The following is a 22,852-nucleotide window of genomic DNA, read 5'->3' as shown; positions in this document are numbered from 1 at the left end:
AAGGGGAAAGGCTATGGCTGTGATCGTTATTACCGGCGGTACGGCGGGCGTGGGGAAAGCCACGGCGCTGCACTTTGCCAAAGCGGGCTACGATGTGGGCATCATTGCCCGCGACGAGCAGAGCCTGCGCTCCACAGAAGAGGAGTTGCGCCGTTTTGGGATCAACGCCCGTGCCGTTCAGGCCGACGTGGCCGACAGCAAGGCGGTGACCGATGCTGCTAACGAGATTGAATACCGGCTTGGGGCCATCGATGTCTGGGTGAATAACGCCATGGGCGGGATGCTGGCGCCGTTTCGCACCATGTCGCCTGACGAGTTTCGCCGCGTCACCGAGGTGACCTATCTGGGCTATGTTAACGGCACCCGCGCCGCGCTGGAGTTAATGACCCCACGCGATCGCGGAACGATTATTCAGGTTGGCTCCGCGCTGGCCTACCGTTCCATTCCCTTGCAGTCAGCCTACTGCGGGGCGAAAGCCGCGATCCGCGGATTTACCGATGCCGTGCGCACCGAACTGATGCATGAAAACAGCCGGGTGCAGATCGCAATGGTACAGATGCCGGGCCTCAATACGCCGCAGTTCGAGTGGGCGAGGAATAAATTTGCCTGGGCGATGCGCCCGGTTCCTCCCGTTTTTCAGCCGGAAGTAGCTGCCAGCGCTATTTTTAAGGTGGCGCAGAAACCGGTGCGGGAACTGTGGGTGGGCAGCAGCACCGTCCAGTCGATTGTCGGGCAATTTCTTTTCCCCGGCTTTCTGGAGCGGCTGATGGTTAAAAAGGCCTGGGAAGGGCAGATGACCGATACGTTAAATGCGGATGACCGTCAGGACTATCTGGATCAGCCGGTTAACGACCTGCATAAAATCCACGGGCACTTCACCGACGAAGCAAAAGAGCGCGCCACCAGCGTCACCTCCGGCATGCCGGGGAAAGTGCTGCTCGGCTCCCTTGCCGTCACGGGCGCGATCGTGGCCCGTCTGCTGCTCTCGCGGAGACGATAATCAGCGCAGTGCGGTACGATCGGTCCAGAACCAGCGGTAGCCATAGCCGCTGAGGTTAAGCGCGACGGTTTTGCCGCACACCAGCGCGTCGTCGTAGCGTTTGTCCGCCAGGCAGGCGGTCCAGGTCGCATGCCGGATCCCTCTGGCGGTAAAATTAACGGGCTTATCGCTGAAGTTAACGAAGGTCAGAATGCTGCGCGTGTCGGTTTCGTAATAGAGCCCCAGTACCGCATCGCTGTCGATATTAATAAGACGAAACGGCGCGACGCCGATCTCAGGGAACTCCGAGCGCGTATTGGCGATATCGATAATGCAGTGCAGGAGTGAGTTGCGGTGCAACAGCGAATCCGCCACGTTGATTTTTTGATAGCGGTACGGGCCGTGGTCAATCATCGGGGCGACAAAAGTTTCCGGGTCGGCATCTGAGAAACCGCCGCCTTGCGATCCGGCCCACTGCATCGGGGTGCGTACGGCGTAACGCTCCTCCAGATCCAAATCATCCCCCATGCCAATCTCATCCCCGTAGCGCATGACCGGTACGCCCGGCAGCGAAAACAAGACCGCATGGCAAAAGGCCAGCCGCTTTCGATCGCCATTAAGCATCGGCGCCAGACGGCGGCGGATACCTCGCTGATACACACTCATCTCTTCGTCAGGGGCAAAGGTATCGATGACGGTCTGCTTCGCTTTTTTTCCTATCCCTTCCAGATCCAGCTCATCATGATTGCGCAGCCAGTTGGCGAAGCAGCAGGAGTCCGGCGGCACAATCATCTTCTTCACCGCGTTGCGCAGCGGTCGTGCGCTCTTCTCTGCCAGGCTGACGTAAAAGTACTTATTGAGCCAGAAATTCAGCACCAGGTTGAGCCGGTCGTTCTGACCAAAATAATCTTTGTAGGCCTCGACCTCCACGTCGACTTCGCCGAGCAGGATCGCGTCCGGGTTACGCTGCCCGATAAGACGGCGCAGATGCTCCAGGATCCACAGGCCGCGTTTTTCATCCCCACGTCCGGCCTGTTTTGTCAGGTGCGATGCCGCATCCAGGCGAAAGCCCGACACCCCGAGCTTTAGCCAGAAGATGATGATGTTCTCAATCTCCTTTAGCACCGCAGGGGAGGCCAGATTGAGATCCGGCTCGTGGTGATAAAACATATGCCGGTAGTATTGCCCCGCCTCGTCGTCCCATGTCCAGATGCTCTTCTCCACGCCGGGGAACATCGGTGGCGTATCGTCGTCATCCGTGTCGGACCACAGGTAATAGTCACGGTAGGGTGACTGGGGGTTGCGGCGGGCCTGTTGAAACCAGGGATGCGCATCCGAGGTATGCTGGATCAGCAGCTCAATAATGACCTGCATCCCCAGCTCCCGCGCCTGTTCAATAAAGGCGATGATATCGTTGAGCTTGCCGAAGCGGGGATCGACCTGCAAATGGTCGCTCACGTCATAGCCTTCATCGAGAAAAGGCGTGAGGTAAAACGGGGTGATCCAGATAACCGTCGCGCCCATCCGACGGATGTAGCGCAGCTTCGCGGTGATTCCGGCGATGTCGCCACAGCCATCGCCGTTAAGATCGTAAAACAGGGCGGTATCAATCTGGTAAATAATGGCGCGTGTATGCCAGCCTGCCATAGCAATCCTTAATGATAACCTTCGGTATCAGACACTTTGCCCCGGAAGACGTAATAGCTCCAGGCGGTATAAACCAGGATCACCGGGATGATTAACAGCGTACCAATCAGCATAAACAGCTGGCTGGCAGGCGGCGCGGCGGCTTCCCACAGGGTGATGTGCGGCGGAATAATGTGTGGCCACAGGCTGATGCCCAGGCCGCTAAAGCCGAGGAAGATCAGGCCCAGCGTTAACAGGAACGGACGGGCATGGCTGTCGGGATTGCGCGTCAGCCGCCAGATCCACAGGCTGAATACCGCGACCAGAACCGGAACTGGCAGGAACCAGAAGAAGTTAGGCAGAGTAAACCAGCGCTCGGCGACAAACTGCCAGCCGAGCGGGGTCCAGATACTTACCACCGCAATAACGGCAATCAGCGCCAGCAGCACGTGGCGGGTCAGCTCGCGCATCCGGTTTTGCAGCGCGCCTTCGCTTTTCATGATCAGCCACGTGGTAGCCAGCAGGGTATAGGCGACAATTAAGCCCAGCCCGCAGAACAGATTAAACGGGGTGAACCAGTCCAGCGAGGAGCCCACAAAGCGACGCCCTTCCACGTCAAAGCCGTTGATCATCGCGCCAACCACGATCCCCTGGCTGAAGGTTGCCAGCAGGGAACCGCTGGCAAAGGAGTAGTCCCAGAATTTGCGGTGTGAAGGGGTCGCCTTAAAGCGAAACTCAAACGCCACCCCGCGGAAAATAAGCCCGATCAGCATGGCCGTCAGCGGGATGGTCAGGGCATCGATAATCACTGCGTAGGCGAGCGGAAACGCGCCGAACAACCCTGCACCGCCGAGAACCAGCCAGGTTTCATTTCCGTCCCAGACCGGGGCGACGCTGTTCACCATCACGTCGCGCTCTTTGGCATCGCCCACAAAGCTGAACAGCATGCCGATACCGAGATCGAAACCGTCCATGATGATGTACATCAGCGTGGCGAAGACAATAATGGCAAACCAGATGACCGGGATATCGACGCCCATCAGATCTTCTCCTCTTCCGGAACGGACTCGGCGGCGGACAGCGGACGGGCAGGGGTGCCCGACGTATTAGACGTTAGCGTGCCCACAGGCTGCGGACCTTTTTTAATCAACCGGGCGAGATACACATAACCCACGCCAAACACCGAACAGTAGACCACGATAAAGGCCAGCAGGCTGATGCTCATCTGCAACGTGCTGTGCAGAGACACCGCATCTATCGTGCGCAGATAGCCGTAAACGACCCACGGCTGGCGGCCCACTTCGGTGGTGACCCACCCGGCGAGCAGCGCGAGCAGTCCGGCAGGCCCCATACAGAGGGCAAACCAGTGGAATGGCCGCGAGTGATAGAGTCGACGGCGATAGCGCAGCCAGACGCTCAACACGCCAAGGGTAATCATCAGCAGCCCCATGCCGACCATAATGCGGAAGGACCAGAAGACGATGAGCGAGTTAGGGCGGTCCTCTTTCGGGAAATCCTTCAGCGCCGGGACCTGTTTATCCAGGCTGTGCGTCAGGATCAGGCTGCCGAGCGCGGGAATTTCAAGCCCGTATTTGGTGCGCTCCTCTTCCATATCCGGTACGCCAAACAGCAGCAGCGGGGTGGCCTCGCCGGGCGGGTTTTCCCAGTGGCCTTCAATCGCGGCGATTTTGGCAGGCTGGTGCTCAAGCGTATTCAGGCCGTGCATATCCCCAACCACGGCCTGAATGGGCGCGACCAGCAGCGCCATCCACATGGCCATGGAGAACATTGTGCGAATAGCGGGCGTATCGTTACCCCGCAGCAGATGCCATGCCCCGGATGCGCCCACAAACAAGGCGCTGCACAGGAAGGCGGCGATGGACATATGGATCAGGCGGTAAGGGAATGAGGGGTTAAAGATAATGGCCAGCCAGTCTTCGGGAATGACCTGACCGTTCTGAATACTGAAGCCCTGCGGGGTGTGCATCCAGCTGTTGGAGGCGAGGATCCAGAAGGTGGACATCAGCGTGCCCAGCGCCACCATGCAGGTGGCAAAGAAGTGCAGGCCGGGGCCGACCTTGTTCCAGCCGAACAGCATCACGCCTAAGAAACCAGCTTCCAGGAAGAAGGCGGTTAGTACTTCATAGGTGAGCAGAGGGCCGGTTATGCTGCCTGCGAACTGGGAAAAGCCGCTCCAGTTAGTCCCAAACTGGTAAGCCATGACCAGCCCGGAAACCACGCCCATACCAAAGTTGACGGCGAAAATTTTCAGCCAGAAATGGTATAGCGAGCGCCAGACATCATTTTTGGTGCGAAGCCACATGCCTTCGAGAACCACCAGATAGCTCGCAAGCCCGATGGTGATCGCCGGGAAGAGAATATGAAAAGAGACGGTAAAGGCGAACTGTATCCTGGCCAGATGAAACGCATCAAGCTCGAACATGCTCCGTACCTCTGGAACTGATAACGCACAAGGCATTGCCAGACAGCCTCAGGCTGCCTGGCAAAACCGGTTACGGTTTTTTCTTACCTGCGCCAAGCTCGGCACCGGTAAGCGGATCGGCATTGGGGTCGGATTTCGTGCGTGCGCACATCGCTTTGACCAGCGTTTCCTGCTCTGTAGTGAGCGTTACGCTTGCGCCGCCGTCACCGCCATCGACCGCTGGCTGAGGAGATTCCACGTAGTCGAAGTGCTTATCGCTGTTCCAGCTGCCGCGAACTTCTCCCCCCTCAGACATATTGTAGTACTTGTTGGTGTACTCTTCGATTGGCGGCAATTTACCTGGTGGGAAATTGTTACGGATCGACTGGAGCGCCTTCTCAAACGAGAGCTGGTGTGCTGCCTCACGCGTCATTAAAAACGCCAGCGCATCTTTAACACCCGGATCGTCCGTTACGTTAATAAGCCGTTCGTAGATAATTTTGGCGCGCGCCTCGGCCGCTATGTTAGAGCGCAGATCCGCGGTCGGTTCGCCAATGGTATCCACGTACGCCGCCGTCCACGGTACGCCTGCGGAGTTAGTAAGCGGAGTACCGCCGCCGTAGAGCAGGGAGGTGATATGACTGTCGTTGCCGTTCTCGGTCATGGAGCGGTACAGTTCCGCTTCATTTTCAACGCCTTCCGCCAGTTCGCCTTTCGCACCCTTATTGAGCATACCCACCAGGGTGCCGATAATTTCCAGGTGACTTAACTCCTCGGTCGCGATATCCATCAGCATATCTTTACGACCGGGATCGTCGTCGCTTAATCCTTGCGTAAAGTAACGACATGCCGCGGCAAGTTCGCCCTGTGGCCCGCCAAACTGCTCAAGCAGAAGATTGGCCAGGCCCGGATTCGGTTCGGCTACGCGTACCGTGTATTGCAGCTGTTTTACGTGTCGAAACATACATTCTCCCTATTTCGTTATTTTTTCGCTTCAACGCCGTCCGCGTCGGAGCGCAGCAGGAACTGTTCCGTCGTCTGTGGAATATGCTGGAGCAGCCAGTCTGCCATCTGGCGCTCTTCTTCCAGAATGGATTCAAGGGCTGGAATGGAGGCGGTATCGCCTGCTTGTTTGGCCGCAGCCAGCAGAGAGGTGTAGCAGGCAATTTCAAACTGCTCAAAAACGTAGCCGCTGATGGAGCCTTTAACAATTTCGTCGGAAGGGAACATGCCGCCAATGGACTGGCCGAGCGCCGCCATTTTGCTCATGGAATCTTTTATGACCGAACGGGAAATATCATTGCGGTCGAGAATTTCTTCCAGCACGGTAATTTGGTGTTTAGTTTCATTAACGTGTTGTTCAATTCGTGCACGTAAGTCGGGATAATTATCAATACGGCTGGCCATTGATTCCAGCATGGATTCGGCTTGCTTTTCCATCGCATGGGCATCGCGTAGCCAATCATGGTAGTGTTCTACATGATTCATAATTAACTCCTGTGATTTATTTTCTGGTTAATTTTTGGTGCTGATGCTCATCAGATATTAATTATCCTTTCTGGGCTTTTTGATTAATATTACCGACAGCCAGATCGGTTAATTTGAGATCGGTTTCTTTTTCTTCTTCCAGCGTTTCGGCAAGAAGTTTAACGGCTTTTTTATAGCCTAATTGTTCAGCCAGGGTGGCCAGGGTGCCGTAGCTGGCAATTTCGTAGTGTTCAACTTTCTGAGCTGCGGCAATTAATGCAGCGTCACGTACTTCATTTTTCTCAGTGCTCTCAATAACTTCGTTGGCTTCTTCAATTAAGCCTTCCATCGCAACGCATTTCATGCGCTTCAGTTTGAGGCCGGATTCCTGCTCAATAATCTGATCGATACGTTCGATCTGTCCCTGCGTCTCTTCGAGGTGAGCCGTGAACGCGGCACTCAGCTTCTCGCTGGATGCGGCGCGAGCTAATTTGCTTAGCGCGCGGGTCAGCTGCTTCTCAGCGCTGTAGGTGTCGGATAACAGGTGAATAAATACATCTTCAACAGTTTTCATATTCATATTTTCGCTCCAGTGAAGTAAAGGGAAGGTACTGCGAGCCGACGGGCCCGCAGCATGCTCTCGGTATATTTATAAGAGCTTTAAATAAGATCAAGAGTTATCAGATTTACGGCCTCCGCCGTGACTGCTCTGTCCCCCTTTCTTACCCGCTTCAGATGCGCGTTGCGGATCGTTTTTGAAATTACCGCCGCTGTGCTGGCCGCCTTTACGTCCAGCTTCTGATGCCTTTTCACGGTCTTCAGCGAAATTACCGGAACCACCACGATGTTGCTCTGCCATATATCAACCCTCATGTTGCGTTTATGTCAGGAGATACGATAAGTAATTCGTATCAGTTGTCGTTCAGAAATTAACATTAGTCGTTATGTGAGAAGAGTCAAATTTCTTGTTTGGGTTGTTTTACGGTAATTTTGCAGGGAATGAAGAAATACCGCTTCGTTACGAGTTTTAAAAACGAATGGGAAATCCATCAGTTAGATGAAAATAAAACCGGAGGTTAAGATTGCGCTTAGCTAATAATCCTAATGTGAACGTGGCGGGAATTATTACAAGAATTGACACAGCGCAAAAATATATCTTCGCAACGGGTGTTCTTGTATTCGGAATAATCCTATGAACGTGACGAAGTCATGCGCTGAAAAGAGTGTGGCTAAACCTCGTTTTTGACGTGGTCAGGCGGATCGGGTGAGGGTATGCTTCTTTTGTCACCACAATAATTACAGAGGCAATGTCATGGATCAGGAGCTACTGGATGCGGGGTACCGGGCCTATACCGGTGAGAAAATCGATGTCTATTTCAACACCGGGATCTGCAAACACTCGGGCAACTGCGTGCGCGGCAGCGCGAAGCTGTTCGATCTGAAGCGTAAACCATGGATCGCGCCGGATGAAGTAGATGCAGAAACGGTTATGCGCGTAATTGATACCTGCCCGAGCGGTGCGCTGAAGTACCGCCAAAAATAAGCGAGGAACCATGGAAATTCTTGAAGGCCATAACAAGTTTTACGTCAACGACGCCGAAGGCAATCAGGTAGCGGAGATCGTCTTTGTCCCGACCGGCGAGCATCTGAGCATCATTGAGCACACCGATGTGGATTCGAGCCTGAAAGGGCAGGGTGTGGGTAAACAGCTGGTGGCGAAGGTGGTAGAGAAGATGCGCGGTGAGAATCGTAAAATTATCCCGCTGTGTCCATTTGCGAAGCATGAGTTTGATAATACGCGGGAGTATGACGATATTCGGGCGTAAAACAGATGCCCGGCATTGCGCCGGGCAGCATACTCAACCCACAAACATCACCGACACACACAGCACACCCACAATCAGCGTCAGCAGGTTACCGAAGGAGCGGTACGGTTTTAATGACGGGATCAGGTACGTCGACAGCGTCGGCATGATGAACAGGATCATGGCGATAAGCGGACCGCTGATGGCATAAATCATTGAGATCGCATTCGGGTTGATGCAGCAGACCGCAAAGGTAATCAGCGACACGCCGAGAATCGAAATCGCGCGGTTAAAGGCGCGGCTTTTCTTCACACCCACCTGATTCAGCGACGATTTCACAATTTCCGTTGCCCCTTCAATCACGCCAAAATAGGTGCCGAGGAACGATTTCGACATCGCAATAATCGCCACGATAATGCCGGAGATGCCCAGCCATGCCGGGGACGATGGCATCATCGACAGCGCGGACAGGATCGTCACCCCTTCCTCTTTTGCCGCCACGATATACGACGGTGGAATCGAAAGCAGGCAACTGAACACAAAGAACAGCACGCTGAGGCAGATGATCAGGTACGCCACTTTCATGATTTTTTTGCATTTACCCATCGCCTCTTCACCGTATTTCTCGCGACGGTCTACGGCGAAGGTCGAGATGATCGGAGTATGGCTAAAAGCGAAAACCATCACCGGGATCGAAATCCACACCTGGTGCAGCGTATGCTGGTCGAAGGCCATCTGGCTGGTCAGCAGCGACGGCTGCCAGCTGCCCGTCAGATACAGCGAGACAAACAGAAAATAGGCGATCAGCGGAAAGACAAGGAAACCCATCACCTTAATGGTGATGTGCCGCCCCATCAGGAAGATCAGATTCAAAATCAGCACCACGCCAAAGCTCACCAGCATCCGCATGCCGGTATCCACCGTCATCCGTTTCGCCAGCTGTTCAGTGAGTGAGTTGGTTATCGCCACCGCGTAAATCAGAACTACCACAAAGAAGGCCACAAAATAGAGCGTGGTGATCAGGTTGCCGATCTTTTTGCCGTAGTAATGGGAAACGGCACCGGTGATCCCTTCGTTGCCTTTCGTCTTCGACGACAGAATAAATTGCGCCAGCGCTTTATGCGGCCAGTAGGTTAAGGGATACGCCACAAGGGCGGTGATCAGCAGGACAATCGCGCCAGCAGAGCCGAGCTGAATGGGCAAGAACAGGGTTCCTGCGCCCACGGCAGTGCCGTAGAGGGCGAAACTCCAGAGAGTCTCTTCTTTTGACCAAATTTTCGACATTAGAGCAACGTATCAACTATAAAACGAACAAAAAGGAGTGCAATTTACCATAATTATGCGTTGAGGTCGCCGTTGCTTCGCAGGGGGCGGGCCGGAGCAGGTCTCCGGCCGGAAGGTTATTCGCTTGCCAGGGCGCGTCGTTGCTGGCGGCGCTTGATGATTTTCTCCCGCAGGGTGTCGTACGCCCAGTTGTAGAGCATGGTGTACGGCAGGAAGAACAGAAAGAAACCAATTTCCAGGGTAAAAGCCTGGAGCAGCGTCACGCCCAGCACGGCGGCAACGATGGTTACGCCAATCACAATAAAGCCGCATTCAAAACCCAGGGCATGCAGGGCGCGCACTTTCGCCGTGCGCTTCACCCGCTGGACGGGCCAGAAACGGTCGAAGCCAAAGTTATAGATAATGTTCCAGAGCATTGCCGTGGTCGCCAGAATAATGGTAAGACCCCCCATTTCAACCACCGAGCGCTGCATTAGCCACGCGGCCGTCGGGGCGAGGATCGCCGTGGCAATGCCTTCAAAACAGACGGCATGGAAGATCCGCTCCGGCAATTTACGTTGGAGTGCATCCTGATGTTGCATATTTACCTCATATAGACGCCAGTATGGGCGTTGATGCGGCCTATTCTTATCGCTTAAGGTGATATATAAAAGATGGTATCCATCGATAAAGCAGATACATCATGCGTTATTCTCCCGAAGCACTGACCGCGTTTGTTGAAACTGTCGCCGCAGGTTCGTTTTCTGCTGCGGCACGGCGGCTGCGTAAAAGCCAGTCCACCATCAGCACCTCCATTGCCAACCTTGAAGCTGACCTTGGCTTTGAGCTGTTCGATCGCTCGGCGCGTCATCCGGTATTAACCGCCCAGGGTGAACAGGTGCTGGGCTATGTCCAGTCGATACTCGCCGCCAGCGCGCGCCTGGATGAGCTGGCCGTATCTTTAACCGCGCAAACGGAGGCGCGTTTTACCTTTGTTCTCTCCGATACGCTTAACCCGGCCGTGCTGGAAGAGATGATGAGCCAGTTCGACCAGCGTTTTCCGCACACGGAATTTGAGTGCCTGATTGGAGAAGAGGAGGACGTGATCGATCTGCTGCAAAAGGAGCGGGCGCAAATTGGCCTGACGGAAGCGCGCGACAGCTACCCGACCGATATTGGCGCGACCCGTCTGCCTATGCAGACGCGGATGGCCATCTACGTTTCTGCCGGACATCCTCTGGCAGGGCAACATGAGACGCAGGCGGACGAGCTGCATGGCTGGCGCGAGCTGCGGCTGAGCACCTATCTTGAACGGGAAGCGCCCCTTTCGCGCGGGCCGGTCTGGTCTGCGCCGAATTACCTGTTACTGCTGAGCATGGCGGTACAGGGCTTTGGCTGGTGCGCGTTACCCTGCGCGCTGGTCGACGAATTTGCCGCGTCGAAATCGCTGGTGCAGCTGAACGTGCCGGGCTGGCCGAGGTCGATTGCCATCGATCTGGTATGGAACAAACGAACCCCGCCCGGCGTCGCCGGAAGCTGGCTGCGCCAGTACTTGCAGGACGCACGATAATCCTGTGACTAAACTCACTAATTTTAAACATTTGCGTCAATTGTTGATAACAATCCTCTACTATCGTCATGTCATTTTGCACAGAGGTCGTGATGAAAGATGTCGTTATAGTGGGTGCGTTACGTACGGCTATCGGCTGTTTTCAGGGAGCGCTTGCGCGTCACTCTGCGGTTGATCTTGGCAGCGTGGTGGTAAGAGCGCTGGTGGAACGCTGCGGGATTGCCGCACATGAAATTGATGAGGTGATCCTGGGCCAGGTGCTGACCGCTGGCGCGGGACAAAACCCTGCGCGCCAGGCGGCGCTGAAGGGCGGCCTGCCTAATACCGTTTCGGCAATTACCATTAACGACGTCTGTGGTTCAGGTTTGAAAGCGCTCCATCTTGCAACGCAGGCCATCCAGTGTGGTGAAGCGGATGTGGTCATTGCCGGCGGGCAGGAGAATATGAGCCGCGCCCCGCATGTCCTGACCGACAGCCGGACCGGCGCGCAGCTCGGGAACAGTCAGCTGCTTGACAGCCTGGTTCACGACGGGCTGTGGGACGCCTTCAACGACTACCATATGGGCGTAACGGCGGAAAACCTGGCGCGGGAATACGGTATCAGCCGCGAGCTTCAGGATGCATATGCCCTCAGCTCACAGCAAAAAGCGCGTGCAGCGATCGACTCCGGGCGTTTTCGCGATGAAATTGTCCCGGTCAGTACCCAGCGCCAGAACGGCGAAGCGCTCATCGTCGATACCGACGAGCAGCCGCGCACCGATGCCAGCGCAGAAGGGCTGGCAAAACTCGATCCGGCCTTTGAAACGCTCGGTTCCGTAACGGCAGGCAACGCCTCATCCATTAACGACGGTGCGGCGGCGGTGATGATGATGAGTGAAAGCAAAGCCCAGGAGCTGGCGCTGCCGGTGCTGGCGCGGATCAAAGCGTTTGCCAGCGTGGGCGTTGATCCCGCGTTAATGGGGATCGCCCCGGTCTATGCCACGCGCCGCTGCCTGGAGCGGGCGGGCTGGGAGCTGAACGATGTGGATCTGATTGAGGTCAACGAAGCTTTTGCTGCACAGGCGATCTCGGTCGGGAAAATGCTGGAATGGGATCCGCTGCGGGTCAACGTCAACGGCGGAGCCATCGCGCTGGGCCATCCCATTGGCGCCTCCGGCTGCCGCATTCTGGTGTCGCTGGTCCACGAAATGAAAAAGCGTAACGCCCGAAAAGGGATCGCAACGCTCTGTATTGGCGGGGGGCAGGGGGTGGCCCTGGCTATCGAACGGTAATTTCTCCCTCTGCGCACAGAAAACCTCCCACGGGAGGTTTTTTTGTGTCCGCAGAATCCTTTTTTAACACTTATGCGTTCTTTCTGAAGCCCGCAATAATTATTGCGCGGTTAATTATTTGCTTTGTGAAGTGCTTAATGTGATCTCACGCCTGAAATTTACGGTTAATACCCTTTTTTTGTTGATGGGGTTCACGTCAATCTTTGCCAAAAAAAATGAAACAAATAATTTCGATCCTTGTCACTAAAATAACGGTGCATAAAAAATAAACTCAAGTTTCATAAAAACGAAACGTTATTTTAATTGAGGGTTTTTTCATGTTTAAGAAATCTCTGCTCCTTGCTTCCCTTATTAGTGCCTCTTTTGCGGCTAGCGCCGTTACCGTCGATCTGCGTCACGAATATATTGACAGCGGCTCGAATGCCGACCGTGTTGCCGTCTCGCACCGCTTTGATAATGGCTTCGGTTTTTCAGTCGAGGCGAAGTGGAAATCAGGCGGGGACAAGGCAGATCAGCCATTCGCGGATGTAGTGGGGAACGGTCACGAAGATCAGATTAGCTGGCGCTGGAAAGCGACAGACAATATCGCCCTGACCCCTGCGTTTACGATTGAAAGCACAGACAGTCGCACCATTTATAAACCGAATCTGCATGTGCAATATAGCTTCGATAATGGCTTCTACGTGGCTGCGCGTTACCGTTACGAATATACCCGCTACCCGTCAAGCTCAAATAAGGACGACGATAAAGTTAACCGTGGCGATGCGTGGGTCGGTTGGGTATTAGGTGACTGGCGTACCGAGCTGAACTATGTTTACGCGAAAAGTTCTGAAGGCGTGGCCCGAAATAACAATAAAGATTATTCCAACGAATATAACGCCAAGCTGGCCTACAAATGGGATAAAAACTGGGCGCCGTATGTGGAGGTGGGCAACGTGGGGGTTAAAGACACGGACGAACGCCAGACCCGTTTCCGTTTAGGCGTGGCGTACTCCTTCTGATAATTTATCTTCTTCGCTAAAACTGCCGGGTGGCGCTTCGCTTACCCGGCCTACACCTTCTTATCCGACCTACACCTTCCTTCCAATCCGTCGTTTCGTAGGCCGGGTAAGCGAAGCGCCACCCGGCAAAAAGCGCCGCGCAATCACCCAAAAAAAAGCCCTCCGAATCGGAGGGCAAGGCCAGTTACAGAAACACTAACTCAAGTCAGGCATGCAACATTTCAGGTTGCTCGGGGAGTTTCGCGATATAGAGGGCCGGTTTGCCGTCTTTATCGGAACTGTACAGCACCGCTTTTTCGTCCGGCGTGAAGGACGGATGCGGGTGGGTTACCTGGCGGCTGTTCGCCACCGTAGCCCATGAGGTGTCATGACGGGCGATGCGGTAACAGGCTTTTTTCGCCACGTCAAAGGCATACAGATAAGGATCGTTATCAATGGTGTAGCCGCCGGTGTCTTTCACATCGACAGGCGTACCGGAGCCGTCGCCAACCAACAGGGTGCCGTCGACGTTGCTCATCAGGTGCGAACAGGCGGGCATATTCATTACCGCTTCATTCACGCCGGTGTCCGGGTTGAAGCGGGAGATGGTGCGCCCTTGCTGACCTTTCAGGTAAGAAACGTAGATCAGCGCGGACCCGTCCGGCACCCAAAATTCATGTGTACAGCTTTCACCTTCCGCGTGCGTTTTCACTTTCCGCACATTGCTGCCATCTTCGTTCACCAGCCACATGCGGGCGTCGACCAGGTCGTGCGGCCCTTCATGACAGAAGGCCACGGTATTGTCATCGAACGGGCGATATATTGGATGTCCCAGCCAGATCTTCTCGTCATGAATGGTGGTGCTTTCACCCGTTTTCAGATCAACGCGCAGCAGGCGGCAGTGCGGCCCTTTGTGGAAGAAGTCGTGGAAAATTTTCCAGTCGTTGAGTGGCGTCCAGTCACGTCTGGCAATCTCAATACCCACCAGTTTGGTGCAGTCGCTGTTCGCGACCCAGGTGCCGTAGCCGACCCACTCTTCCGGGACGCGGTACACTTCGCGCTCTGCCAGCGTCTGTAAATCCACCTCCAGCAGGGTGCGATCGTTCTTCACATAGTAGAGGGATTTATCGTCCGGAGAGAGGAACCCGCCAAAGGTGTTATCGCCCGCGCCTTCGGTCAACTGTACCGCTTCGGCGTTTTTCAGATCCAACAGGTAATAGTTCCAGTGACCGTCGAACTCCCCGGCGAACAGCAGGTGGCTGCCATCGTTAAAGAAGCACTTCTGGTAAAAGTAGTTGCGATGACAGGTTACTTCCGGTGGGGTCAGGCGGGTGACTTCCACGCCTGTATCCGGATCGCGGCTGACCTCATAGTTCAGCTTGACCCGCATACCTTTAGCCATAATGCACTCCTTTGAACGCGTAATGTAGGTTGAAAACTAGGTGATAAATTATCAAAACGTTGTTTCATTGTGTGTGACTGACAGCGCACTTTCTCAGTTTGATTAACCAGATTGAGGGTCTTAAAAATTTATCGTGATCGAAACACCATTTCTGGCATAAACAAGCAGAAAAAATGAAACGTTGTTTTAAATGCAATTGAAAACCCCGTGATCAGGGGATAATATGTGTTCATCACGAAAACGGAACGTTGTTTCGTTAATTATCTTTGCCTTCGGGCACGATCAATTCTGGAGGTTTACGTGGACGTCAGACAAAGCATCCACAGTGCGCACGCTAAAACGCTGGATACTCAGGGGCTGCGCAGTGAGTTTTTAGTTGAGCAAGTGTTCGAAGCCGACAAGTACACCATGGTCTACAGCCATATTGACCGCATTATTGTGGGCGGGATTATGCCGGTGGCGAAAACCGTCTCCGTGGGCGGTGAAGTGGGCAAACAGCTGGGCGTGAGCTACTTCCTCGAACGCCGTGAACTGGGCGTGATTAACATCGGTGGGCCGGGCACCATTACCGTTGATGGCCAGTGCTACGAAATTGGTCACCGCGACGCGCTGTACGTCGGCAAAGGCGCGAAAGAAGTGGTGTTCGCCAGCATTGATGGCAGCAAACCGGCGAAGTTTTACTACAACTGCGCCCCGGCTCATACGAATTACCCCACCAAAAAAGTCACGCCAGCGGATGTTGCCCCGGTGACCCTTGGCGATAACCTCACCAGCAACCGTCGCACCATCAACAAATACTTTGTTCCGGATGTGCTGGAAACCTGTCAGCTCAGCATGGGGCTGACCGAGCTTGCGCCGGGCAACCTGTGGAACACCATGCCGTGCCATACCCACGAGCGCCGCATGGAGGTCTACTTCTATTTCAACATGGATGAAGACGCCTGCGTGTTCCACATGATGGGACAGCCGCAGGAGACGCGCCATATCGTTATGCACAACGAGCAGGCGGTCATTTCGCCGAGCTGGTCCATCCACTCTGGCGTGGGAACGAAAGCCTATACCTTTATCTGGGGTATGGTCGGTGAAAACCAGGTCTTCGATGACATGGACCACGTCGCTGTTAAGGATCTGCGCTAGTCGCAGGCAGTTAAGTATATATCTGCCTGTTTCTGACAGGCGCTGAACGATTAAGGAATAAACATGATTCTGGATGCATTTTCTCTGCAAGGTAAAGTGGCTGTGGTTTCCGGTTGTGACACCGGGCTGGGGCAGGGTATGGCGTTAGGTCTGGCTGAAGCGGGCTGCGATATCGTCGGGATTAACATCGTTGAGCCAACGGAAACCATCGAGCGCGTTACCGCACTGGGCCGCCGTTTCCTGAGCCTGACCGCGGACCTGCGCAAAATCGATGCGATCCCTGAGCTGCTGGATCGCGCGGTGGCGGAGTTTGGGCATATCGATATTCTGGTCAACAACGCCGGCCTGATCCGTCGTGAAGACGCGATTAACTTCAGCGAAACGGACTGGGACGACGTGATGAATCTGAACATCAAGAGCGTGTTCTTTATGTCCCAGGCGGCTGCGAAGCACTTCATCGCCCAGGGGAAAGGGGGCAAGATCATCAATATTGCCTCCATGCTCTCTTTCCAGGGCGGCATCCGCGTGCCGTCTTACACCGCATCGAAGAGTGCCGTGATGGGCGTGACCCGTCTGCTGGCGAACGAGTGGGCGCAGCACAACATCAACGTCAACGCGATTGCGCCGGGCTACATGGCCACCAACAATACCCAGCAGCTGCGTGCGGATGAAGAGCGCAGCGCGGCAATCCTGGAGCGTATTCCAGCGGGTCGCTGGGGTCTGCCGAGCGATCTGATGGGCCCGGTTGTGTTCCTGGCGTCCCCGGCTTCGGATTATATTAACGGCTACACCGTTGCCGTTGACGGCGGCTGGCTGGCACGATAATTCACCCCGAATAAAGAACCTCTGCCCTCGGGTGGAGGTTTTTTTTGCGCCAAAATTGGCTTTATCCATATCCTTAAAGATGAAAAATCCATACTGAAAAGGAATGAATGACGGGTGTCACACATTTATTGCTTAAATATTAACTAATTAATAAAAAATAAGGTTAAACCACCCTGATTTGAAATTGTAATGTCCATCACAGATCGGTATGTCGTAGCGAAATAATCCATATCTTCACCAGTTCCGGCCTGACACTTTCTTCCGGTATCTCGTAATTTCACTTAACGAATTTCGCTGTTGAGGCAGGAAACTATGACATCTGTAAATGACTCTACCCTTATGCCCGCTGCGCTGCGCGATACCCGACGCATGAACCAGTTTGTTTCTGTTGCGGCCGCCGTAGCCGGTTTACTGTTTGGTCTGGATATCGGCGTTATCGCTGGCGCACTGCCCTTTATTACCGACCACTTTACGTTAAGCAACCGCCTGCAAGAGTGGGTGGTGAGCAGCATGATGCTGGGTGCGGCCATCGGCGCACTATTTAACGGCTGGCTGTCGTTCCGTCTCGGGCGCAAATACAGCCTGATGGTTGGGGCGATCCTGTTTGTTGCCGGTTCCATTGGCTCGGCGTTTGCCATCAACGTTGAGGTGCTGCTGCTCTCCCGCGTGCTGCTGGGCGTGGCGGTGGGTATCGCGTCCTACACCGCGCCGCTTTACCTCTCCGAAATGGCGAGCGAAAACGTGCGCGGGAAGATGATCAGCATGTACCAGCTGATGGTGACGCTCGGTATCGTGCTGGCGTTCCTGTCGGATACATACTTCAGCTACAGCGGCAACTGGCGGGCAATGCTTGGCGTGCTGGCGCTGCCTGCGGTGCTGCTGATTGTGTTAGTCATTTTCCTGCCGAACAGCCCGCGCTGGCTGGCGCAAAAAGGGCGTCACGTGGAGGCGGAAGAGGTGCTGCGCATGCTGCGCGACACGTCTGAAAAAGCGCGTGAAGAGCTGAACGAAATCCGCGAGAGCCTGAAGCTGAAGCAGGGCGGCTGGTCGCTGTTTAAGGCAAACCGCAACGTGCGCCGCGCGGTGTTCCTCGGCATGCTGTTACAGGCGATGCAGCAGTTCACGGGGATGAACATCATCATGTATTACGCCCCACGCATCTTTAAAATGGCCGGTTTTACCACCACCGAACAGCAGATGATCGCCACGCTGGTGGTAGGGCTGACCTTTATGTTCGCCACCTTTATCGCGGTGTTCACCGTTGATAAGGCCGGACGTAAACCGGCCCTGAAAATTGGCTTTAGCGTGATGGCGCTCGGCACCTTAATACTCGGCTACTGCCTGATGCAGTTCGATAACGGCACGGCGTCAAGCGGCCTCTCCTGGCTCTCCGTCGGCATGACCATGATGTGCATCGCCGGTTACGCGATGAGCGCCGCGCCGGTGGTGTGGATCCTGTGCTCTGAAATTCAGCCGCTGAAATGCCGTGACTTTGGTATCACCTGTTCCACCACCACCAACTGGGTGTCGAACATGATCATTGGCGCGACCTTCCTGACGCTGCTGGATGCGATTGGCGCGGCAGGCACCTTCTGGCTCTATACGGTGCTGAACGTGGCATTTATCGGCGTGACCTTCTGGCTGATTCCGGAAACCAAAGGCGTGACCCTGGAGCATATTGAACGCAAGCTGATGAGAGGGGAGAAACTACGTAATATCGGCGTGTAATGTCATTGCCCGGTGGCGCTTCGCTTACCGGGCCTACGATAGCCTGTAGGCCGGGTAAGGCGTAGCCGCCACCCGGCTTTGTGTTTACCGCATCGCACGTCTCAAAATACGCTCCGCCTGATGCTGGAAGTCAGCGGCCGTCTCTTCCACGGTTTTCTGCCCGTAGTCGATATACTGCAAAGAGGTACCGAACTGCGCCACAATCTGTGGGTCGTCAAAGTATGGCGAGACGGTGAGTTTCGCCGGCAGCGACTGCGCCAGGCGCAGGCCCGCCACGGATGGATCGTCCTCTTTAATGGTGCCGTCTTCGGTCAGATACTGCACCGCCACTTTGCTCAACGGCACGCCGCGCTCAAGACCCAGCGTATCAACCCCTTCTTTGCTGTTGAGCAGGAAGTTAATCAGCTTCGCTGCCGCTTCCGGGTTTTTGGTCGTCTTACCAATCGACAGCATCTGCGCCGGTTTGAAGAACAGACCCGCGTCGGTGGCGCCCGGCAGCATTGGGTAGCTGCCCAGCTCCAGTTTCGCCGGTGGCTTCAGGTTGTCGGAATATTTGTTGATGGTGGAGTTCCACATGTAGGTGCCGCCCCATTCACCCTGGATCCACGGCTTCATCTCATACATGTTGCTCTTACCGAACGAGGCATAGTATTTGGTGTCCGGCATGACGTGGCTGTCGATCAGCTTTTTGTAGGTCTGGAAAAACTCCACCCACTGTTCCTTTGTGTAGCTGAACTTTTTGGTTTTCTCATCCACCGCAGGAATGTTGTACTTCTGGATCATGTACGAATTCAGCAGCGCCAGCGTATCCTGGTGCTCCAGGATCACCGGGTAGTATTGCTTGCCGAGCTTGCTCTCGAAGGTTTTACCGGCCGCCATCAGCTCGTCCCAGGTTTTCGGGTACGCAATACCCGCTTTTTTCCAGGTTTCGTCATTGAAGTAGAACACGCGCGCCGTCACCGAGATCGGAATGCCGTTCAGCTTGCCGTCCACGGTGGTGGTTTGCAGCTCTTTAGGATCGAACTGCGACAGGTCGATCACGTCCTTCATCTTGTTCAGATCGTAGAAGCCGTCACCGGTTTTCGAGAAGATCGGCAGCCAGTTCCAGTTGGTCTGCATCACGTCCGGCTCGGTGCCGCCCGCAATCTGTGTGGTCAGACGGGAGAGGTGACCGTCCCAGCCGGTGTATTCCGCTTTTACGTTGATGTCCGGGTTCTGCTTATGGAACTCTTCCAGCGCTTTCAGAGTGACCTGGTGACGGCCATTGCCGCCCCACCAGGACATCCGTAAATCCACATTCTGCGCCATCGATGGCAAAGCGGTAAGGCCCAGGGGCGCGGAGATTGCTGCGCTTAAAAGCACTTTTTTCATTTTTATCACTCCATCAGAGAGAGAGGTTCTGTTCAGTTTTTGCGTCAAAAATATGACACTTGTTCATCTCAAACGTGAAATACACCTTACGATGAAGCCCTTTATCAATCATTGGCTTAGCTTCATCGGACGGGATTCGGGCGGTCAGTTCGTAGTCCGCGACCTTCAGGTACACAAAGAATTCGTGGCCCATGTTCTCCACGCGCACCATCTCCCCGCTACAGCCGCCATTCGGGAAGGGCTCATCAGAGAGCGACACAAATTCCGGGCGCACGCCGTAGAAGATCTCCTGACCCGCGTAAGCCGCGACTTTCTCCTGCTTCTCCGCGTTCAGCGGCATGGTTTCATCGCCAATGGCGATGTGCAGCTGGCCCGCTTTTTCGACCAGCACGCTTTTGCGTATATTCATCTCCGGCGCGCCGATAAAGCCCGCCACGAACATGTTCTTCGGCTTGTGGTAGAGGTTGTCCGGCGTGTCCACCTGCATGATATGGCCGAGCTTCATCACGCAGATGCGGTCGCCCATGGTCATCGCTTCGGTCTGGTCGTGGGTCACGTAAACGGTGGTCGCCGGTTTTCCTGACTTCTTCAGCTGCTTGTGCAGGTCAGAAATACGGATACGCATCGAAGCGCGCAGTTTGGCGTCGAGGTTTGAAAGCGGCTCATCGAACAGGAACACATCCGGCTTTTTCACAATCGCACGGCCTACCGCCACGCGCTGCGCCTGGCCGCCGGAAAGCTGGCGCGGCAGGCGGTCGAGCAGCTCTTCCAGCTCAAGAATTTTGGCGGCATCATTCACCTGAGACTCAATCTGATCTTTCGGCAGTTTGCTCAGCTTGAGACCAAAGGCCAGATTCTCGCGCACCGTCATGTGCGGATAGAGGGCGTAGTTCTGGAACACCATTGCAATACCGCGCTCCTTCGGCGCGAGGTTGTTCACGATCTTGTCGCCGATGCGCACCTCGCCGCCGCTGATGGTTTCCAGCCCCGCCAGCATGCGCAGGGTCGTGGATTTGGCGCAGCCGGACGGCCCGACAATCACCATGAATTCCCCTTCAGCAATTTTAAGATCGATAGCGTGTACCGCTTTAAAGCCGTTGGAGTAGACCTTTTCCAGCTTGTTGAAAATAACTTCAGCCATGGTATTTCCCTCTTAACCTTTAATTCCGCTGCTGGTGACGCCCTGTACGAAGTAGCGCTGTGCCAGGAAGAAGACAATGATGGATGGCAGAATGGAGATGCTCGCCATTGCCAGAATTTCGTTCCACGGCGCGCCTTCGGTGACGTCGATGGACATTTTCAGCGCCAGTGCGATGGGGTATTTATCCACGCTGTAGACGTAAATCAGCGGCCCGATAAAGTCGTTCATGGACCACATGAACTGGAACAGGGCGACGGAGATAATGGCCGGTTTCAGGATCGGTACCACCACGTACCACAGCACCTGGAAGGAGTTACAGCCGTCAATCTGCGCCGCCTCTTCCATGTCACGCGGGACGCCGCGCAGGAACTGGATCAGCATGAAGACGAAGAACCCCTGAGTGGCGAAGGCCAGCGGCAGGTACAGCGGCATATAGCTGTTGAGCATGCCCATTTCACGGAACATGAGGTACTGCGGGATCAGCAGCACGGTGCTGGGCAGCAGCATGGTGGTGATGAGCGTGGCGAACCAGAACTTCTTCCACGGGATCTCGAAGCGGGCAAAGCCGTACGCCACGATGGTGGAGGATATAATGGTCAGGATCACTTTCGGGATCACATACTTAAAGGTATTCAGCATGTAATGGCCGAAGTTGTACTCGGTGCCGGTTTTCCAGCCGTTCACGAAACCATCCCAGGTGGCGTGGGCAGGCCACAGGCTCAGGGTGGTGAAGATCTCGTGGTTCGGTTTGAACGACGCGGAGAACATCCACACCAGCGGGTAAAGCATCAGCAGGCCGACAACCAGCAGGATTACATAGCGAACGGAGGCGTTGATTTTCTCTCTGCGCAGCGTGCGGGCCACTTCGCGTTCGGCGACGCTTCTTGCCGTGGAGAGTTGTTGAATATCAGCCATTTTTGCCTCCTTTATCGGCGGAGTAGAACACCCAGTATTTCGACGACTTAAAGGCGATACCGGCGAAGACGGCCACCACCAGGAACAGGACCCACGCCAGCGCCGCGCCATAGCCCATATCGAAATACTTAAACGCGGTGTCGTAGATGTAGAGCGAGAACAGATAGGTCGAATAGGTTGGCCCGCCGCCGGTAATCACGTACGGCCCGGTAAATTCCTGGAACGCCTGCGTGGTCTGCATGATGAAGTTGAAGAAGATCACCGGCGTAATCAGCGGCACGGTCACCTTCATGAACATCTGCCATTTCGATGCGCCATCGATCATTGCCGCTTCATACTGGGACTGCGGTACGTTTTGCAGCGCGGCCAGGAAGATGACCATCGCGGAACCGAACTGCCAGACGCGCAGCAGGGTAACGGACATCAGCGCCAGCGACGGCTCGCCCAGCCAGTTCACCGGATCAAAGCCAAATACACCGATAAAGCTGTTTAGCAGACCATCAATGGCAAATAAGGCGCGCCACAATACGGCAATGGCGACGGAGCTGCCGAGGATCGACGGAATATAGTAGGCCGTTCGGAAAAAGCCGATGCCGCGTAATTTAAAGTTCAGGACAAAGGCAATTCCTAATGCAAAGGCGAGCTTTAACGGGATGGTTAAAAATACATAGGCAAAGGTCACGCCCATGGATTTCCAGAAGAGCGTGTCTTCGGTAAACATGTAGCGATAGTTTTCAATGCCGTTAAACACCGGCGGACTCATCAAATCGTAATCCGTAAAGCTGAGGAAAAACGATGAGACGAAGGGGAATGCCGTAAAGAGTATCAGCCCGATGATGTAGGGTGATATCCATGCGAGCCCCAGCAGCTTGTTTTCATTCATACATACCTACCTGGCAATCAATGGTTTAATACGAAATCTGCTTTGTTACATTTTCCCAGGCCTGCGA

General features: G+C 54.8%; 23 protein-coding genes. 9 read left to right on the top strand and 14 right to left on the bottom strand.

The annotated features are described in order from the left end of the window. Positions 1-13: 13 nt before the first annotated feature. A complete protein-coding gene (locus ACQG1Y_RS18945; protein WP_368740740.1) occupies positions 14-1,000 on the top strand; it encodes an SDR family oxidoreductase in 987 nt (328 codons plus the stop codon). On the opposite strand, the gene ACQG1Y_RS18940 is transcribed toward ACQG1Y_RS18945, so the two are convergent. The 7 genes from ACQG1Y_RS18940 to ACQG1Y_RS18910 all read right to left on the bottom strand — a co-directional run bounded on the left by ACQG1Y_RS18940 (position 1,001) and on the right by ACQG1Y_RS18910 (position 7,353). Continuing rightward, complete coding sequence (locus ACQG1Y_RS18940; protein ID WP_368740739.1) at positions 1,001-2,626, bottom strand: alpha-amylase family protein; 1,626 nt, start codon at positions 2,624-2,626, stop codon at positions 1,001-1,003. Between the two features lie 8 nt (positions 2,627-2,634). Continuing rightward, positions 2,635-3,645: a cytochrome d ubiquinol oxidase subunit II gene (gene cydB / locus ACQG1Y_RS18935; RefSeq protein WP_077580077.1), complete on the bottom strand. Its 1,011-nt coding sequence runs from the start codon at positions 3,643-3,645 to the stop codon at positions 2,635-2,637. Further along, positions 3,645-5,048 (bottom strand): cytochrome ubiquinol oxidase subunit I, encoded by a 1,404-nt coding sequence (locus ACQG1Y_RS18930; protein ID WP_017382872.1) that lies wholly within the window; start codon positions 5,046-5,048, stop codon positions 3,645-3,647. Before ACQG1Y_RS18930 ends, cydB begins: the two co-directional genes overlap by 1 nt. A 70-nt stretch (positions 5,049-5,118) precedes the next feature. After that, on the bottom strand, positions 5,119-5,991 hold the full coding sequence (locus ACQG1Y_RS18925) for a manganese catalase family protein (RefSeq protein ID WP_015571777.1): 873 nt from the start codon (positions 5,989-5,991) through the stop codon (positions 5,119-5,121). A 17-nt stretch (positions 5,992-6,008) separates the two neighbouring features. Next, a complete protein-coding gene (locus ACQG1Y_RS18920) occupies positions 6,009-6,515 on the bottom strand; it encodes a ferritin-like domain-containing protein (RefSeq protein WP_017382870.1) in 507 nt (168 codons plus the stop codon). 61 nt (positions 6,516-6,576) lie between these two features. After that, on the bottom strand, positions 6,577-7,074 hold the full coding sequence (locus ACQG1Y_RS18915; protein WP_003862851.1) for a ferritin-like domain-containing protein: 498 nt from the start codon (positions 7,072-7,074) through the stop codon (positions 6,577-6,579). Between the two features lie 90 nt (positions 7,075-7,164). Then, the gene (locus ACQG1Y_RS18910) at positions 7,165-7,353 is read right to left on the bottom strand and encodes a general stress protein (RefSeq protein ID WP_015571775.1); all 189 of its coding nucleotides are present in this window, start codon (positions 7,351-7,353) and stop codon (positions 7,165-7,167) included. Positions 7,354-7,806: 453 nt separating this feature from the next. Between ACQG1Y_RS18910 and yjdI the strand changes: the two genes are divergently transcribed. After that, positions 7,807-8,037: a 4Fe-4S mono-cluster protein YjdI gene (yjdI, locus tag ACQG1Y_RS18905; protein ID WP_015571774.1), complete on the top strand. Its 231-nt coding sequence runs from the start codon at positions 7,807-7,809 to the stop codon at positions 8,035-8,037. 10 nt (positions 8,038-8,047) lie between these two features. Next, the gene (locus ACQG1Y_RS18900; RefSeq protein WP_368740738.1) at positions 8,048-8,320 is read left to right on the top strand and encodes a GNAT family N-acetyltransferase; all 273 of its coding nucleotides are present in this window, start codon (positions 8,048-8,050) and stop codon (positions 8,318-8,320) included. Positions 8,321-8,353: 33 nt separating this feature from the next. Here ACQG1Y_RS18900 and ACQG1Y_RS18895 read toward each other — a convergent pair whose 3' ends face one another. Together ACQG1Y_RS18895 and ACQG1Y_RS18890 are read right to left on the bottom strand one after the other, a co-directional pair. After that, on the bottom strand, positions 8,354-9,583 hold the full coding sequence (locus ACQG1Y_RS18895) for an amino acid permease (protein ID WP_032654873.1): 1,230 nt from the start codon (positions 9,581-9,583) through the stop codon (positions 8,354-8,356). 116 nt (positions 9,584-9,699) lie between these two features. Further along, the gene (locus ACQG1Y_RS18890) at positions 9,700-10,164 is read right to left on the bottom strand and encodes a multidrug/biocide efflux PACE transporter (RefSeq protein ID WP_022651793.1); all 465 of its coding nucleotides are present in this window, start codon (positions 10,162-10,164) and stop codon (positions 9,700-9,702) included. 101 nt (positions 10,165-10,265) lie between these two features. Between ACQG1Y_RS18890 and ACQG1Y_RS18885 the strand changes: the two genes are divergently transcribed. From ACQG1Y_RS18885 to ACQG1Y_RS18875, 3 genes are all read left to right on the top strand, one after another. Continuing rightward, positions 10,266-11,132: a LysR family transcriptional regulator gene (locus ACQG1Y_RS18885; RefSeq protein ID WP_015571771.1), complete on the top strand. Its 867-nt coding sequence runs from the start codon at positions 10,266-10,268 to the stop codon at positions 11,130-11,132. Between the two features lie 92 nt (positions 11,133-11,224). Beyond that, positions 11,225-12,403: an acetyl-CoA C-acetyltransferase gene (locus tag ACQG1Y_RS18880; protein WP_032669281.1), complete on the top strand. Its 1,179-nt coding sequence runs from the start codon at positions 11,225-11,227 to the stop codon at positions 12,401-12,403. A 317-nt stretch (positions 12,404-12,720) separates the two neighbouring features. Further along, a complete protein-coding gene (locus ACQG1Y_RS18875) occupies positions 12,721-13,404 on the top strand; it encodes an oligogalacturonate-specific porin KdgM family protein (protein WP_003862842.1) in 684 nt (227 codons plus the stop codon). Between the two features lie 205 nt (positions 13,405-13,609). On the opposite strand, the gene ACQG1Y_RS18870 is transcribed toward ACQG1Y_RS18875, so the two are convergent. Then, the gene (locus ACQG1Y_RS18870; protein WP_033487612.1) at positions 13,610-14,785 is read right to left on the bottom strand and encodes an oligogalacturonate lyase family protein; all 1,176 of its coding nucleotides are present in this window, start codon (positions 14,783-14,785) and stop codon (positions 13,610-13,612) included. 300 nt (positions 14,786-15,085) lie between these two features. Between ACQG1Y_RS18870 and kduI the strand changes: the two genes are divergently transcribed. The 3 genes from kduI (at position 15,086) to araE (ending at position 18,475) form a co-directional block, all read left to right on the top strand. Continuing rightward, positions 15,086-15,922, top strand: coding sequence for a 5-dehydro-4-deoxy-D-glucuronate isomerase (gene kduI, locus ACQG1Y_RS18865; protein ID WP_368740737.1), 837 nt, complete (start codon positions 15,086-15,088; stop codon positions 15,920-15,922). A gap of 63 nt (positions 15,923-15,985) precedes the next feature. Next, a complete protein-coding gene (gene kduD / locus ACQG1Y_RS18860; RefSeq protein ID WP_003862835.1) occupies positions 15,986-16,747 on the top strand; it encodes a 2-dehydro-3-deoxy-D-gluconate 5-dehydrogenase KduD in 762 nt (253 codons plus the stop codon). Positions 16,748-17,059: 312 nt separating this feature from the next. Beyond that, a complete protein-coding gene (gene araE / locus ACQG1Y_RS18855; protein WP_023295370.1) occupies positions 17,060-18,475 on the top strand; it encodes an arabinose-proton symporter AraE in 1,416 nt (471 codons plus the stop codon). Between the two features lie 84 nt (positions 18,476-18,559). Here the strand turns inward: araE and ACQG1Y_RS18850 are convergent, their stop codons facing one another. Genes ACQG1Y_RS18850 through ACQG1Y_RS18835 form a run of 4 tightly spaced genes read right to left on the bottom strand, consistent with a single transcriptional unit; the run spans position 18,560 to position 22,785 of the window. Then, positions 18,560-19,846 (bottom strand): ABC transporter substrate-binding protein, encoded by a 1,287-nt coding sequence (locus ACQG1Y_RS18850; protein WP_368740736.1) that lies wholly within the window; start codon positions 19,844-19,846, stop codon positions 18,560-18,562. A 13-nt stretch (positions 19,847-19,859) separates the two neighbouring features. Continuing rightward, entirely contained in the window at positions 19,860-20,987 is a 1,128-nt protein-coding gene (locus tag ACQG1Y_RS18845; protein ID WP_039269866.1) for an ABC transporter ATP-binding protein, read from the bottom strand. A gap of 12 nt (positions 20,988-20,999) precedes the next feature. Continuing rightward, positions 21,000-21,902, bottom strand: a complete 903-nt coding sequence (locus ACQG1Y_RS18840) for a carbohydrate ABC transporter permease (RefSeq protein WP_017692724.1) — start codon at positions 21,900-21,902, stop codon at positions 21,000-21,002. Continuing rightward, a complete protein-coding gene (locus tag ACQG1Y_RS18835) occupies positions 21,895-22,785 on the bottom strand; it encodes a carbohydrate ABC transporter permease (protein WP_006811834.1) in 891 nt (296 codons plus the stop codon). The genes ACQG1Y_RS18840 and ACQG1Y_RS18835 overlap by 8 nt, the downstream gene beginning before the upstream one ends. Between the last annotated feature and the right edge of the window lie 67 nt (positions 22,786-22,852).

Origin of the sequence: Enterobacter cloacae complex sp. 397G4, assembly GCF_050031515.1 — a bacterium.
Taxonomy (GTDB): Bacteria; Pseudomonadota; Gammaproteobacteria; order Enterobacterales; family Enterobacteriaceae; genus Enterobacter; species Enterobacter hormaechei_C.
This window is presented reverse-complemented; position numbering and strand designations above follow the sequence as displayed.

Coding starts and splice junctions, on each gene's coding strand:
- ACQG1Y_RS18930 (WP_017382872.1), bottom strand. CDS start 5,048: ATGTTCGAGCTTGATGCGTTTCATCTGGCCAGGATACAGTTCGCCTTT.
- ACQG1Y_RS18870 (WP_033487612.1), bottom strand. CDS start 14,785: ATGGCTAAAGGTATGCGGGTCAAGCTGAACTATGAGGTCAGCCGCGAT.
- ACQG1Y_RS18900 (WP_368740738.1), top strand. CDS start 8,048: ATGGAAATTCTTGAAGGCCATAACAAGTTTTACGTCAACGACGCCGAA.
- ACQG1Y_RS18880 (WP_032669281.1), top strand. CDS start 11,225: ATGAAAGATGTCGTTATAGTGGGTGCGTTACGTACGGCTATCGGCTGT.
- ACQG1Y_RS18920 (WP_017382870.1), bottom strand. CDS start 6,515: ATGAATCATGTAGAACACTACCATGATTGGCTACGCGATGCCCATGCG.
- ACQG1Y_RS18875 (WP_003862842.1), top strand. CDS start 12,721: ATGTTTAAGAAATCTCTGCTCCTTGCTTCCCTTATTAGTGCCTCTTTT.
- kduD (WP_003862835.1), top strand. CDS start 15,986: ATGATTCTGGATGCATTTTCTCTGCAAGGTAAAGTGGCTGTGGTTTCC.
- ACQG1Y_RS18940 (WP_368740739.1), bottom strand. CDS start 2,626: ATGGCAGGCTGGCATACACGCGCCATTATTTACCAGATTGATACCGCC.
- ACQG1Y_RS18925 (WP_015571777.1), bottom strand. CDS start 5,991: ATGTTTCGACACGTAAAACAGCTGCAATACACGGTACGCGTAGCCGAA.
- ACQG1Y_RS18850 (WP_368740736.1), bottom strand. CDS start 19,846: ATGAAAAAAGTGCTTTTAAGCGCAGCAATCTCCGCGCCCCTGGGCCTT.
- ACQG1Y_RS18840 (WP_017692724.1), bottom strand. CDS start 21,902: ATGGCTGATATTCAACAACTCTCCACGGCAAGAAGCGTCGCCGAACGC.
- yjdI (WP_015571774.1), top strand. CDS start 7,807: ATGGATCAGGAGCTACTGGATGCGGGGTACCGGGCCTATACCGGTGAG.
- ACQG1Y_RS18845 (WP_039269866.1), bottom strand. CDS start 20,987: ATGGCTGAAGTTATTTTCAACAAGCTGGAAAAGGTCTACTCCAACGGC.
- ACQG1Y_RS18895 (WP_032654873.1), bottom strand. CDS start 9,583: ATGTCGAAAATTTGGTCAAAAGAAGAGACTCTCTGGAGTTTCGCCCTC.
- ACQG1Y_RS18890 (WP_022651793.1), bottom strand. CDS start 10,164: ATGCAACATCAGGATGCACTCCAACGTAAATTGCCGGAGCGGATCTTC.
- araE (WP_023295370.1), top strand. CDS start 17,060: ATGACATCTGTAAATGACTCTACCCTTATGCCCGCTGCGCTGCGCGAT.
- cydB (WP_077580077.1), bottom strand. CDS start 3,645: ATGGGCGTCGATATCCCGGTCATCTGGTTTGCCATTATTGTCTTCGCC.
- ACQG1Y_RS18835 (WP_006811834.1), bottom strand. CDS start 22,785: ATGAATGAAAACAAGCTGCTGGGGCTCGCATGGATATCACCCTACATC.
- ACQG1Y_RS18885 (WP_015571771.1), top strand. CDS start 10,266: ATGCGTTATTCTCCCGAAGCACTGACCGCGTTTGTTGAAACTGTCGCC.
- ACQG1Y_RS18945 (WP_368740740.1), top strand. CDS start 14: ATGGCTGTGATCGTTATTACCGGCGGTACGGCGGGCGTGGGGAAAGCC.
- ACQG1Y_RS18915 (WP_003862851.1), bottom strand. CDS start 7,074: ATGAATATGAAAACTGTTGAAGATGTATTTATTCACCTGTTATCCGAC.
- ACQG1Y_RS18910 (WP_015571775.1), bottom strand. CDS start 7,353: ATGGCAGAGCAACATCGTGGTGGTTCCGGTAATTTCGCTGAAGACCGT.